Here is a 12,665-nt window from a genome sequence, read left to right as displayed (position 1 = left end):
CGTAAGGATCGAACGACGGCTCGGTCAGCCGCTTCCCTGCCAGTACCTGGTTCACTCCGATTCCAGCAGCCGTGATGAACATTTGGCTGCGGTCGCCGTTCAAGAAGGCGAACAGCCGCTCGTTATAGGAAATGGCGGGATCACGCGGGGAAAGGTCGGCTATCGGAACCAAATCGCCCGCCGGCAAGACTTCCAGACCCTCATACAGGGCGAGTTTCTTGTCCTGGACGATCGCCTGCACGGTTGGAACCTGCGGATCCATTACTGGTGACACGCGCTCAGAGTCCTCGGGCAGATCCACCTCCCGCTGCCCCACGGTCATCTCCACGGAGCTGACATTGTTCAGCTGCAGGAGCATCATTTCCAGCTGCTTCTGCATCCGTTGCCGTTGCAGCTGCGAGGCTCCCTCGGTGGCTCCGGGGGTGAGGTCGACCAGGGCCATCCCGGAATCGACGGCTACCGATGGGCTGGCCAGCGTCGTACCGTCGTTGAAGGCGCTGATAACGGCGCCCTTCAGATACGGGGCGGGTCCATTGAGCATGACCCGGACCAACGACGCCGGCACGGAAGGACCGAGGGCGAACCACCTGACATCCGGAACCGCGTACCTGTAATTAGGGCTGTAGAAATACAAGTTGTGCGGATCGAAAACCTCCGAGAACTCGGACGTGGACATCATGATGCCGTCCGGAGCCTCGGAAATCCTCCATTCCCCGCCGGGAAGCTGGGTCAGGGAGTATTCCACCGTGTCTGTGCCGCTTTCCGAGACCGGGCGCGAGATGCCTTCCGCGTCGACAGTGCGGACCAGGTCGAGCGTCACCGAGAAAGTGTTCTCAGTGGCGCCCTCGATGATATTCGGAATGCCCCGGTAAACCAGCGTGCGGACATCAGGGCGCCACGAGTCGGCGATCCCAGGGGCGAGGAACTGCCGCGCCGTCCGGTAGTTGTTCTCGGTGCCCGTGCCGGCATTGATGAAACCGTCCACGATCGCCTCGGGTGAATCGCCCTCCTGCGGGCCCATAGGACTGAATCCGACCGAGCTCTCGTTCTCGTCGCTGAGGAGATCTTCACTCACCTGCACGGGGCCGCTGGAAGGAATGGCTGAGCATCCGGACAACAGCAGAACGACGGCGAGACAGGCCGACATCAGCACACGCATCCGGGACATTGTCCGCCCTGCGCTGCTAGCGGCCAGCCGAAGACCGGATGCGCCTGTTCGATCGGCCAGAGCCGGGGAGGCCGGCGGATTAGGTTTTGACTTCGTCACTGGTCTCCTTCGCCACAGAATCGATGGACGCCAAAGAGCTCGGCGACACGTCATTGTTCCCGCCGTCCAGGAAATCCGCAGGCGGCAGCGGAATTGGTGAATGTTCGACGACGCCGTCACGGTTACGTGGCAACGTCAGCCGGAAGCAAGAACCCTTGCCTTCACGGCCGGAGGCCTGCAGCCAGCCGCCGTGCAAGCGCGCGTCTTCGGTCGCGATGGACAGCCCGAGACCACTGCCGCCGGTGGTCCTTGCACGGGCTGGATCAGCACGCCAGAACCGGTCGAAGACACGCGAGGCATCCAGGGCGCTCATGCCGATTCCATGGTCGCGCACCGCCACGGCAACACTCTCGTCGTCGGCCTCGACCAGTACCTCAATGGGCTGGCCCTCACCGTGCTCCAGCGCATTCAGGAGAAGGTTCCGCAGAATCCGGTCGATCCGGCGCGGATCCATGTCGACAACGCAACGTTCCATTGACGACACAATCCGCACGTCTGAACCGGATTTGTCCGCCAACGGCTGGGCGCCTTCGATGACATGCCGGATCACGCTGAAGATATCGGTGGACTCCGACTCCAGCACCGCGGCACCGGCGTCAAACCTGGAGATCTCAAGAAGGTCAGCCAACAGGGCCTGGAAGCGTTCAACCTGGACGTACAACAGCTCCGCAGAACGTTGGTTGACCGGGTCAAAGTCGCGGCGGGCCTCGTAGAGCACTTCCGCCGCCATCCGGACAGTGGTCAGCGGTGTGCGGAGTTCATGCGAGACATCGGACACGAACCGCTGTTGCATGTGCGAGAGCTGGGCCAGCTGGGTGATCTGCTGCTGCAGGTTGTCCGCCATGTGGTTGAAGGAAGCGCCCAGGCGGGCCACTTCATCCTCGCCGCGCACTTCCATCCGCTCCTGGAGCTCACCGGCCGCCAGCTTTTCGGACACGTCCGCCGCATGGCCCACAGGTCCGACGACGGCGCGGGTGACGAACCACGCGATCGTTCCGACCAGCAGCAGCAATACGCTTCCGGCAATCCATAGTGACCGGTGGATGTAGTCGAGCGTCTCCTGGGCGGCTGAAATGTTGTAGATCAGGTAGAGCTCGTACTCGTTTCCCGGGGGCAGCGTGACTTTGGTCCCAACGGCGATAGCGGGCACGGTTTCGTTGTCGATAATGACGGACAGCGGCCGGTAATACAGCCTGTCCTCAGTACTCTCGGCTATCTCGGTCCGCAGATCCTCTGGAATGTCTGTCGCCTCGAATGCCGCCCCCGCCGTGCGGGCACCGATCCAGAGCTGCTCCGGATCCCCATTAATCACTGGGGTGAGCAGCACGCCCCGCTCTGAGTCCTCAAACGAGCCCTGAAGCTGCACAAGCGCTTCCAGCACCACTTCGGTGGTGGTGGCCTGGTCGCTGCCGATAGCGCCGTCGAAAATGCTTTCCGCGGTTGTGGAACCGCGGCGCGATTCGTCCAGCGCAGTATTCAACCGTTCCTGGTAAAGCCCCTGCGCGATCTGGCCGGACAGGAATGCCCCCACGCCGACGAAGGCCATCGCGGTGAGCAAGACAGTCGCCACCACGGTGCGGAACTGTAGAGAGCGGTGCCATTGCCGCGAGGTGTGCCGGCGGAGACCGCTCAGCCGTGCCTTGGACGACTCGAGGGCAGCACGAAAGCGCTGAAGCCGCTGCGGTTCAGCGGACATGCCCGTATCGCTATGGCTCATGCACCAGACCTCTCACGGACATTCTACCGGCACCATATGCTTCAAATGCCGTGAAGCAGGCGCGCCTGACTAACCTTGACCGGCCTTGTAACCCACGCCGCGCACGGTAAGCACGACCTCGGGCGCTTCCGGGTCGCGTTCGATCTTGGACCGAAGCCGCTGCACGTGCACATTGACCAGGCGGGTGTCCGCCGCGTGCCGATATCCCCATACCTGCTCCAGGAGCAACTCCCGCGTAAAAACCTGCCACGGTTTCCGCGCCAGGGCCACCAGAAGGTCAAACTCCAGCGGGGTGAGCGAAATCCGCTCGTCGCCCCGGTAGACGACGTGACCTGCCACGTCGATAACGACGTCGGCAATCCGCAGTGTCTCGGGCGCCTTCTGATCACCAGGGCGGAGGCGGGCACGCACGCGGGCCACGAGTTCGGCCGGCTTGAACGGCTTGGGTACATAGTCGTCGGCACCGGCTTCAAGTCCGCGGACGACGTCGGAGGTGTCGGTCTTGGCGGTCAGCATGACGATGGGGACATCGGACTCGGCGCGGATTTTGCGGCAGACCTCTATCCCGTCGACCCCCGGCAGCATCAGATCCAACAGCACCAGATCCGGTTTTGAATTGTTAAATACACTGATAGCCTCATTGCCGTCAGCGCAAAAAACCGGCTCAAACCCGTCATTTCGCAGCACGATACCGATCATCTCGGCCAGCGCTTCATCATCGTCTACGACCAGAATGCGTCCCTTCATAAAAGACATGTTGTCACTATTGAGCGTCGATTGTCGCCTCAGGACACGGTTTGGCCCTTACAGTACTTCTGAATGCCGCTCAGATGTCGGGGAATTTCCGGCTCAGGGAAGAGGTCAGGGCCGCTTCCTATGAAGTGTCGGCAGGAAACTATAGGCTGATACTGATCAGCGCAGGGACCGCGACTGGGGCTTGTCAGCGTTGAAGAAACGGGGAGAACGTTAATGAGTAACGGCCCACACCACCCACCCGGCCAGGGAGGCCAACAGCAGTGGGGGCAGCAGCCACAGTGGGGGCAGCAGCCACAGTGGGGGCAGCAGCAACCCGGCCAGCAGCCGCAATGGGGGCAGCAGCCAGCACCGGGTCAGCAACCCTATCCCGGCCAACAGCCGCAGTGGGGGCAGCAGCCGCAGTGGGGACGGCCCGGCTCCAATGGCGGATTTCCCGGCTACGTCGCCCCTCCCAAACCCGGCATCATCCCGCTGAGGCCACTCGGGCTCGGCGAGGTTCTAGACGGCGCTTTCCAAGCCACGCGGAAGAACGCCAAGGCGATGTTTGGATCGGCGGTACTTTTCCAACTGGTCATCGTCATCCTGATGGGACTTACCGCCGCGATATTCTTCGGCCTGGGCGCCGATATCGGATCGTTCATCCAGCCGGATGGAATGCCAACTGCTGCCGGCCTTGGTTTCGGTGCCGGTGCTATCGGTGCTTTCCTGCTGATTGGCCTGCTCGACTCCGCCAGCGTTTTTGTGCTGCAAGGGGTCCTGGTGATCCCGGTTTCGCGTTCCATCCTGAATGAGCAAACCAGCTTCAAGGACATGTGGGCGCGCGCGAAGGGCCGTATTTGGCCGCTCGTTGGGCTCGCCTCGGTTGTGCTGCTGGCCACCATCGCGGTCCTCGTTGCCACCATCTTGCTGGGCGTCGTCCTGGTCAGCGTAGCGGACCTGTCAGGCTGGATCGTCGTGCCGTTGGTGCTCGCCATGGTTGCCGCCGGCATCTGGGCTGGAATCAAGATCGTGCTGGCCCCGGCAGCCCTCGTCCTGGAGAACATCGGCATCTTCGCCTCCATCCGGCGTTCCTGGAACCTGGTGAAGGGCAACTGGTGGCGCACTTTCGGCATCGTCGCGCTCACCGTCATCATCGTGGGAATCGTGACCTCTGTGGTCACCGTTCCGCTGGAGTTCCTTATCAGTTTTATCGGCGCCGGCACGATGGAAACGTCGACGACGGAAGACGTCATATTCATGACCGTGATAACCACACTCATTTCGGCGCTCATCTCGACCCTGTTTGCCGCTATAGGTTACGCCTTCCAAGCCGGAGTGACAGCGTTGCTCTATGTCGACCTGCGGATGCGGCACGAGGGCTTCGACGTCGTCCTCATGAAGGAGGCTGAACGGCTGGCGGGCTCTTCCAGTCCGGGGCCGTCCGCGCTGCCCAACCCGGGACCCAACCAGGGACGGGGTATCTGACTTTCGACATGGAGCACTCCCCCGCATTTGCCTTGGCTGGAAAGCCTGGATCCGTCAATATCCCCATGGAAGTTCCGGTGCTGCCGGACCGCGACGAGGCCCGTCAGTGGGCTCTGGACGAATTGGCAAAAACTGTCTACCAGGAGGCCAAGCCGTCGCTTCTTGACCGGATCGTGGCCGCCGTCCTCGACTGGCTTAGGTCCTTCTTCGAGGATCTGCAGGGCGTCAATGCCAACCTCGGGATCGTCGTTATCGTGGTGGCCGTGGCGGTGCTGATCGGTTTGGCCATCTGGCTCGTCAAACCCCGCCTGAACCCCGCCAAGGCAATGGACGGTGAAGTGTTCGACGCCGAAACACCGTTGACGTCCGAGCAGCACCGCAGTGCCGCCCGGGCAGCCGCCGGAAAGGACGCCTTCGGCGCCGCCGTCGCTGAGCAGTTCCGTGCCATCGTCAGATCCGCCGAGGAGCGGGCGGTCATCGACCCGCAACCCGGCCGCACCGCCGAAGAAGTAGCTTCACGGCTGTGCAGGGCTTTTCCGTCCTTGGCGCCGCAGTTGCGCGATGCCGGTTCAACCTTCAATGGCGTCCGCTATGGCAACAGCCCGGCAGACCAGGCGCTGTTCGACGGCTTGGTACGGCTGGACTCACAACTGCTGGACACCCGCCCGGTATACCTCGGCGCCGCGGCGGAAACCGTGGCCCCACGATGAACGGGGTCGACGTCCGCGAGCGCAGCGGTGATGAACAGACTGGTCCTCCACAGGCAGCACCGGTTCCGTCCGAATTCTCCGCCGGCGGAAGCACCGGACAGACGTTGGCGGCGCTGTTCCGGAAATGGAAGTTCTGGATCCTCATCGCGGCGGCCACCGTCGTCGTGCTGGTGTTGAGCTTCATCTTTTCCTCCGGTGGCAGCGACCGGGGAATCCTCTCCCCCGGCAATTCGGCCCCGAATGGCGCTATGGCTGCGGCCCAAATCCTGGAAGAGCAGGGCGTCGAGGTAATACCCACGGAGACGCTGACCGGGACGATCGATGCGCTGCGGGGACCGATTCCAGGCGAGACCACGCTCCTCATCCATGACCGCCTCCAGCTATTGATGGACCAGCAACTCGCGCGGCTCTCGGAAACGAAAGCGACGGTCGTGCTTTTGGAGCCGACCCTTCCGGCTCTGGAGAGTTTTGCTCCCGAAATCAACTCCGCCGGCGTCGTCCCCACACCCGGCGACGAGGATTCACCCGCTACGTTGAAGCCCCGGTGCTCCCTCGAGGACCCGGTGGCCGCCGGCCCCATCGACCGCGGTGGATCAGCCTACCGCGGCGGACAGATGTGCTACTTCGTCCAGAATGAACAGGCCGGAGCATCCGCATCGTATGTGCAGTCGGAGGATGGCCGTGTGACGGTGATCGGCAATCCGGCCATCATGAGCAACGCCGCACTGCCGCAATACGGCAACGCCGCACTGACCCTGAGGACCCTGGGCGCGAACCCCACACTGATCTGGTACCAGCCCTCGCTGACCGACATCGCTTTCGACGACGCCGCCCCTTCCGTGGGCGAACTGGTTCCCCCATGGGTGAATCTGACTATGGTGTGGTTGTTCATCGTTGCGCTGCTGGGGATCATCTGGAAGTCGCGCCGGACCGGTCCACTCGTCCTCGAACCGCTGCCGGTCACCGCCAAGGCCGCGGAAACCGCCGAGGGCAGGGCAAGGTTGTACCAGGACTCGAGGGCGTTCCGCCGGGCAGCCGGGAATCTCCGGGCCGGAACACTGACCCGCCTTGCCACCCATTTCAGGCTGGGCTCCGGAGCAGACGCGGAAGCCGTTGCCCGCGCCGCGTCCGAAGCGAGTACGCTGCCGGAGTCCGACGTCGGCAGGATTTTGCTGCGGGAACAGCCGGACAGTGATGCCGGTCTGCTTCACTGGGCACAGGAATTGGAAACGTTAGAGAAAGAGGTAACAGCCAGATGAGTGCGCAGCATCCCGACGCTCAGCAATACCCCTCCCAGCAATACCCACCTGCCCAGGACACCGGACCTGACGGTGATGCGGCGCCGGCACAGCAGCCGGACAACGACCCGGTGCGGGGTGCGCTGTTGGACGTGCGCGCCGAAGTCGCCAAGGCCGTCGTCGGCCAGGAATCAACGGTGACCGGTCTGCTGATTGCCCTGCTGACCGGGGGCCATGTGCTGCTCGAAGGTGTCCCCGGCGTGGCGAAGACCTTGCTCGTGCGCACCTTGTCCGCGGCCCTGAGCCTGGATACCAAACGGGTGCAGTTCACGCCGGACCTGATGCCCGGCGATGTCACCGGATCGCTGGTCTACGACACGCACACCTCCGAGTTTTCCTTCCGCGAAGGCCCGGTCTTCACCAACATCCTGCTTGCGGACGAGATCAACCGGACGCCACCTAAGACGCAGGCGTCACTGCTGGAAGCGATGGAGGAGCACCAGATTTCCGTCGACGGCGTGTCCCGCCAACTGCCGTCCCCGTTCATCGTCGCGGCCACCCAGAACCCGGTGGAATATGAAGGCACCTATCCGCTGCCGGAGGCACAGCTGGACCGGTTCCTGCTGAAGCTGACAATGCCGCTGCCCGGACGCGAGGATGAGATTGAGGTGGTCCGCCGGCACAGCGTCGGTTTCGACCCCCGTGACCTCATGGCCGCGGGCGTGCGGCCGGTGGCTTCCGCCGAAGACCTGGAAAACGCCCGCGCCGCCGTCGCCGCCGTCACTATTTCGCCCGAGGTGCTCGGCTACATCGTGGACATCGTCCGGGCAACCCGGGCGGCGCCGTCATTCCAGCTTGGTGTTTCCCCGCGTGGTGCCACGGCGCTGCTGAAAACCGCGCGCGCCTGGGCGTGGCTGTCCGGACGCGGCTATGTCACCCCCGATGACGTCAAGGTGCTGACCATGCCGGCCCTCCGCCACCGTGTGGCGCTGCGCCCGGAGGCGCAGATGGACGGGGTCGACGTCGATGACGTCCTGGGCAGCATTCTGGCCACCGTTCCCGTTCCCCGCTAGGACCAAACATGGCGATTACCGGACGGCTGGTGCTCGTGGCGCTCCTGGGCGTGCCCACAGTGGTGTTGTTTCCGCACTGGTTGACGATCCTGGTCTGGATCGTGCTGCTGATCCTGCTGGCCGGGGGCGACATGGCGTTGGCCGCATCGGTGCGGAAGGTGGGCCTGACCCGCCAGTTGCCCGACAGCGTCCGGCTGAGCGAAAACTGCGTCAGCACGCTGACCGTTGCCAACCACGGTACCCGCCGCCTGCGGGGCCTCGTCCGGGACGGCTGGCAACCTTCAGCCGGGGCACGGAATCCCAGCCAGGCGCTGGACATTCCCCCGGGTGAACGGCGGCGGATGGACGTTTCGCTGCATCCGGAGCGCAGGGGCGATCTCGCCGCAAAACATGTGACGGTCAGGTCCTATGGTCCGCTCGGCATGGCCGCGCGCCAGTTGACCGTCCCCGCCCCGGGCCGGCTGCGGGTGCTGCCGCCGTTCCATTCCAAACGCCACCTTCCCTCCAAGCTGCGCCGCCTCCGGGAGCTGGACGGCCGTGCCGCCGTCCAGATCCGCGGTGCGGGAACCGAATTCGATTCGCTCCGCGACTACGTCCGCGGTGACGATGTCCGCTCCATCGACTGGCGTGCCACCGCCCGGCGGCAGGCAGTCGTCGTCCGTACCTGGCGCCCTGAACGCGACCGCCGGGTGGTGATCGTGCTGGACACCTCGCGTGCATCAGCGGCGCGGATCGAGGATGAGCCCCGGCTGGATACTGGCATAGAGTCAGCACTGCTGTTGGCGGTGCTCGCTGAACGCGGCGGCGACCGCGTCGATTTCCTCGCCTACGACAGGCGTGTCCGGGCCAGGGTCGAATCCGCTTCCAAGGGCGTCTTGTTGAACCATCTCGTGCAGGCCATGGCGCCGCTGGATGCCGAGCTGATCGAAGCCGACTGGTCCCAGATCCCGTCGCAGATCAACGCCATTTCCCCGCACCGCTCGCTGGTCGTGCTGCTGACCTCCCTCGACTCCGGTGCTGCCGAAGAAGGATTGCTCCCCGTAATGAGCCATCTGACCACCAAGCACACCGTCGTGGTGGCGTCGGTCCGTGATCCGCTGTTGAGCCGGATGCGGGAGGAGCGGACGACGGCGGCGGAGACTTACCGTGCCGCGGCGGCGGAACGGGCAATTCTCGACCGGACCGCGATCACCGAGCAGCTCAAGCAGCTGGGCGCGGAAGTGGTGGATGCCGAGCCGCACGAACTTCCCTCCGCGCTGGCCGACCGCTACATCCGGCTCAAAGCGACCGGCCGGCTGTAGTGTCGGTGAGCATGTTCGAATACGCGAAAACCGCCCAGCGGATGCCCTGGGTGCAGCTGCCCGCCGAGGTCCGGCGGCGTCTCACCGGGGAGCTCGGCGTCCCGGTGGAAGACGTCGCGCTGGCAGGCGGCGGTTTCACCCACGGTTTTGCCGCCGTCCTCAGTGGGTCGGGCCGTAGCATTTTCGCCAAGGCCGCACCGGCGTCGGACACCTTCATCTATCCCGCCTATCTGCGCGAGGCCGCCGTTCTGGACGTGCTCCCGGAGGGGCTGCCCGTGCCCCGGCTCCTCACTGCCGACAGTGTCGAGGTAGGTGGCGCCCATCCGGGGATCTGGCAGGTTTTGTGTTTCGAAGCGGTCCACGGCTACATGCCGGGCGCTCCCTGGACGGAGTCCGATCTGGAAGCGGTCCATCAGAGCCTGGTCTCGGTCCAGTCCGGTCTGGCCGGGCTACCGCCCGGGTTCACTGGCGGGTCCATGGCGGAAGAGTTCGGTGAGGACGCTTCCATTCGCGGCGTCTTCGGAGCGTTGGAGCGGTCGGGTGCGGCGCCGTCGTTCATCCCCGCCTTGAACTCTGCCCAGCTGGGCGAGCTGCAGGAGCTGTGCAATTTCAGCTACGAAGCCCTGGCTGGAGACGCGGTGCTGCACAACGACCTGCGGGCAGACAACATCATCATCCGCACGTCCGACTCTAAAGCGCTCTTCTGCGACTGGAACTTCCTCTCCACCGGCCCGGAGTGGGCGGATTGGGTCGCGCTGCTGCTCTATGTCCGGCCGCATGGTATCGACCCCGGATCCTGGCTGCAGCGCTCATCGCTGTCCGCCAGCGCCGATCCCAACCACGTCGACTCGTGGCTCGCCATCCTCGGCGCCTACATGATCCACCACGGCTCCAAACCGGACATGCCCACCAGCCCGCAGCTCAGGCCGCACGGCCGGTTTACCGCCGGCCTGATCATCGAGTGGCTGGCCGAACGGCGCGGTTGGCAGCTGTGAGGTCGGTCTACCAGCGGATTCTCGGATCCAGCTACAGCAAACTCCAGCCCCAACTGCGGGACTATTTCTCACTGGCCGTCGGCAGCGGCAGTTACGGTTTGGGCACCGGCGTGTTCGACGTCGTCGGTTGCCCAATGCCCTGGCTGCGCCCGGCGCTGGCTCCGGCGGCCGCGGAGAACACGTTCTTTCCCGAATTCGGCCGGGATGTGCCGTTCACGATTGAGAACCATGCCCACCTTGATCCATTCGGCCGGGCGTCGCTGACCGCGCTCCGCCAGGTGGACTTCGGCAGCCGGACCCGCGTCTTTGAAGACTCAACGGTTTTCGATCAGCGGCACGGGCTGCTCGACTACGTCGGCCGGCACCGCCGCCTCGCCACCGCCCTGAGCCTCGACGTGACTGCGGCCGGACATTTGCGCATCGAATCATCCGCGACCCGGATCCTGGCCGGGCCGGTGCGGGTGGCATTGCCTGCCTTTCTCGACGCGAAGGCGTACACCGAACAGTGGTGGGACGAGGAAACAGGCAACTTCCGGGTGCAGACCAAAGTCATCCAACCTCAGGCCGGCGCCATCTTTGTGTACGCCGGAAGCTTCGATTACACCCTCGTGGCGGCGGAAGCGGCATTGCCGGAACGGGCGCGGCCGGCGCGCTGGGAGAGCCGGGGCTGATCCCCGGTTGGTTATCGGTTGTGCTACAAGGTGTAGTTGTCCCCGTGTCGCTACCCTGCGGCGGTTTGGTTCAGCGCGTCTGCTGCCTGGGTCAGCCGGGTCAGTGCACGCTTCGCGTCCCTCGGTGCGTGGCGCGACAAAGCGGACGACGGCGTCAGCCGCACCTGCTGCAGCTGCTGCAGGGGCAACCCCACCCTGCCCCAGGGAGCGAGTACCTCCTCGACCAGTGCGCTGACCTCCGGCAGAGTCCCACCGGCGTCGGGTGTCGCCGCTACACCTGCCCAGAGTTTGCGGCCGGATTCCACGGCGGCAGCGATATCCTCCCACTGCCGGGGAGAAAGACCATCCAGGCTAAGGCCGACCGCATCCAGGCCTGCTTCATCCAGTTTTTCCAATGGCAGTCCGGCCGCCGGAGCGGAGACGGCCACTTCAACCGCGCCGGCGCCCCGGGCGGCCTCGGCGGCGAAGCGCCAGCCGGAGAGTACCTCCTGCTCGGGCACTGCCCGAAGGGTGCGGTAGCCACTGGCAGTCGGAATCCCGCCATTGAGTACGCGCTCGATCTCCGGCTCATCAAACTGGATCACGATATCCGCCCCGCGGGAAACTTCAGCCACTTTGCCAATATGCGCCACCAGCCCGGCAGTCAGTGACTCGAGGATCTCACGCCGTGCACCGGCGTCGGACAATGCCCGCTCGCCATGATGAAGATGCAGGTTTGCCGCCATCGACCATGGCCCACGGAGCTGCAGCTTAAGCTGTCCCCCTGCGGTCTCCTCGGCCCCGATGATGTCAGCCAGGGTGTTGACGTCCGTACTCAGCATCGATACTGCCCGCCGGTAGTCCTGCCCCGGCCGGGGGACCAGGCGCCAGCCGTGGGGCTGCACATCCACGGGGAGCTCGACCAGCAGGGCAGCGGTCCGCCCGACAGCGTCCGCACCCACACCGCGGTCCGGCAGCTGCGGCAGGAAGGGCAGATGCGGCGAACCGAGCTCGCCGCGTATCACCCGTATCGCTTCGGCCGGATCAGTGCCGGGCCAGGAACCCAGCGCCGTGGCTACGAGTTGGCTCATCCGGCTCATTCGCCGTTGCCGGAGGCGGAAATTGCCTGATGGTGGCGGATGACCTCCGAGATGATGAAATTCAGGAACTTCTCCGCAAACGCAGGATCGAGCTGGGCCTCCTCGGCCAAGGCCCTCAGGCGCGAGATCTGGGCTGCTTCACGGTCCGGATCCGCCGGCGGAAGCTTGTTTTCGGCCTTGAGGACGCCGACTCGTTGAGTGGCCTTAAACCGCTCCGCAAGCAGGTAGACCAGGGTCGCATCGATGTTGTCGATACTGCCCCGGACGGCCAGCAGTTCGGCCATCACGTCTGGGTCAACTTCTCCGGCCAACGAGCTGGCCTCCGGATCATAGCCGCGGCTGGGATGAGTCATCTCTCCAGTTAAGCAGATGGGCCGGGACCCGCGGCAAATAT

General features: G+C 64.6%; 12 protein-coding genes. 7 read left to right on the top strand and 5 right to left on the bottom strand.

The window, feature by feature from the left end:
- The 3 genes from Y707_RS27010 to mtrA form a co-directional block, all read right to left on the bottom strand.
- Positions 1–1,159 (bottom strand): LpqB family beta-propeller domain-containing protein (locus Y707_RS27010; RefSeq protein ID WP_162150242.1); only part of this gene is annotated, 1,159 nt, incomplete at its 3' end.
- 88 nt (positions 1,160–1,247) lie between these two features.
- Entirely contained in the window at positions 1,248–2,984 is a 1,737-nt protein-coding gene (mtrB, locus tag Y707_RS27005; RefSeq protein ID WP_081744959.1) for an MtrAB system histidine kinase MtrB, read from the bottom strand.
- 69 nt (positions 2,985–3,053) lie between these two features.
- Positions 3,054–3,731, bottom strand: a complete 678-nt coding sequence (mtrA, locus tag Y707_RS0116920) for an MtrAB system response regulator MtrA (RefSeq protein WP_026535952.1) — start codon at positions 3,729–3,731, stop codon at positions 3,054–3,056.
- A 222-nt stretch (positions 3,732–3,953) separates the two neighbouring features.
- Here mtrA and Y707_RS27000 point away from each other — a divergent pair, with 222 nt between their 5' ends.
- The 7 genes from Y707_RS27000 to Y707_RS0116885 are packed head-to-tail and all read left to right on the top strand — an operon-like array spanning position 3,954 to position 11,192.
- Positions 3,954–5,204 carry a DUF7847 domain-containing protein gene (locus Y707_RS27000; protein WP_155853082.1) on the top strand — a complete coding sequence of 417 codons (1,251 nt, stop codon included), beginning with the start codon at positions 3,954–3,956 and terminating at the stop codon, positions 5,202–5,204.
- Between the two features lie 8 nt (positions 5,205–5,212).
- Positions 5,213–5,914, top strand: a complete 702-nt coding sequence (locus tag Y707_RS0116910) for a DUF4129 domain-containing protein (protein WP_081744958.1) — start codon at positions 5,213–5,215, stop codon at positions 5,912–5,914.
- Complete coding sequence (locus Y707_RS26995) at positions 5,911–7,173, top strand: DUF4350 domain-containing protein (protein ID WP_051442134.1); 1,263 nt, start codon at positions 5,911–5,913, stop codon at positions 7,171–7,173. The genes Y707_RS0116910 and Y707_RS26995 overlap by 4 nt, the downstream gene beginning before the upstream one ends.
- Positions 7,170–8,225 (top strand): AAA family ATPase, encoded by a 1,056-nt coding sequence (locus tag Y707_RS0116900; RefSeq protein ID WP_081744957.1) that lies wholly within the window; start codon positions 7,170–7,172, stop codon positions 8,223–8,225. The genes Y707_RS26995 and Y707_RS0116900 overlap by 4 nt, the downstream gene beginning before the upstream one ends.
- Positions 8,226–8,233: 8 nt before the next feature.
- The gene (locus Y707_RS0116895; protein WP_026535949.1) at positions 8,234–9,526 is read left to right on the top strand and encodes a DUF58 domain-containing protein; all 1,293 of its coding nucleotides are present in this window, start codon (positions 8,234–8,236) and stop codon (positions 9,524–9,526) included.
- Between the two features lie 11 nt (positions 9,527–9,537).
- Positions 9,538–10,521, top strand: coding sequence for a phosphotransferase family protein (locus Y707_RS0116890; RefSeq protein ID WP_155853080.1), 984 nt, complete (start codon positions 9,538–9,540; stop codon positions 10,519–10,521).
- Positions 10,509–11,192, top strand: coding sequence for a DUF4166 domain-containing protein (locus Y707_RS0116885; RefSeq protein WP_026535947.1), 684 nt, complete (start codon positions 10,509–10,511; stop codon positions 11,190–11,192). The genes Y707_RS0116890 and Y707_RS0116885 overlap by 13 nt, the downstream gene beginning before the upstream one ends.
- Positions 11,193–11,242: 50 nt before the next feature.
- On the opposite strand, the gene Y707_RS0116880 is transcribed toward Y707_RS0116885, so the two are convergent.
- Positions 11,243–12,262 carry a uroporphyrinogen decarboxylase/cobalamine-independent methonine synthase family protein gene (locus Y707_RS0116880; RefSeq protein WP_155853078.1) on the bottom strand — a complete coding sequence of 340 codons (1,020 nt, stop codon included), beginning with the start codon at positions 12,260–12,262 and terminating at the stop codon, positions 11,243–11,245.
- A 5-nt stretch (positions 12,263–12,267) separates the two neighbouring features.
- Positions 12,268–12,624 carry a chorismate mutase gene (locus Y707_RS0116875; RefSeq protein WP_026535945.1) on the bottom strand — a complete coding sequence of 119 codons (357 nt, stop codon included), beginning with the start codon at positions 12,622–12,624 and terminating at the stop codon, positions 12,268–12,270.
- Between the last annotated feature and the right edge of the window lie 41 nt (positions 12,625–12,665).

It is taken from the genome of Arthrobacter sp. H14 (assembly GCF_000520495.1).
In the GTDB taxonomy this organism is placed as follows: Bacteria; Actinomycetota; Actinomycetes; order Actinomycetales; family Micrococcaceae; genus Arthrobacter_C.
This window is presented reverse-complemented; position numbering and strand designations above follow the sequence as displayed.

Bases quoted from the DNA above. Each gene is read 5' to 3' on its own strand.
- mtrB (WP_081744959.1), bottom strand. From the start codon at position 2,984: ATGAGCCATAGCGATACGGGCATGTCCGCTGAACCGCAGCGGCTTCAG.
- mtrA (WP_026535952.1), bottom strand. From the start codon at position 3,731: ATGAAGGGACGCATTCTGGTCGTAGACGATGATGAAGCGCTGGCCGAG.
- Y707_RS27000 (WP_155853082.1), top strand. From the start codon at position 3,954: ATGAGTAACGGCCCACACCACCCACCCGGCCAGGGAGGCCAACAGCAG.
- Y707_RS0116910 (WP_081744958.1), top strand. From the start codon at position 5,213: ATGGAGCACTCCCCCGCATTTGCCTTGGCTGGAAAGCCTGGATCCGTC.
- Y707_RS26995 (WP_051442134.1), top strand. From the start codon at position 5,911: ATGAACGGGGTCGACGTCCGCGAGCGCAGCGGTGATGAACAGACTGGT.
- Y707_RS0116900 (WP_081744957.1), top strand. From the start codon at position 7,170: ATGAGTGCGCAGCATCCCGACGCTCAGCAATACCCCTCCCAGCAATAC.
- Y707_RS0116895 (WP_026535949.1), top strand. From the start codon at position 8,234: ATGGCGATTACCGGACGGCTGGTGCTCGTGGCGCTCCTGGGCGTGCCC.
- Y707_RS0116890 (WP_155853080.1), top strand. From the start codon at position 9,538: ATGTTCGAATACGCGAAAACCGCCCAGCGGATGCCCTGGGTGCAGCTG.
- Y707_RS0116880 (WP_155853078.1), bottom strand. From the start codon at position 12,262: ATGAGCCAACTCGTAGCCACGGCGCTGGGTTCCTGGCCCGGCACTGAT.
- Y707_RS0116875 (WP_026535945.1), bottom strand. From the start codon at position 12,624: ATGACTCATCCCAGCCGCGGCTATGATCCGGAGGCCAGCTCGTTGGCC.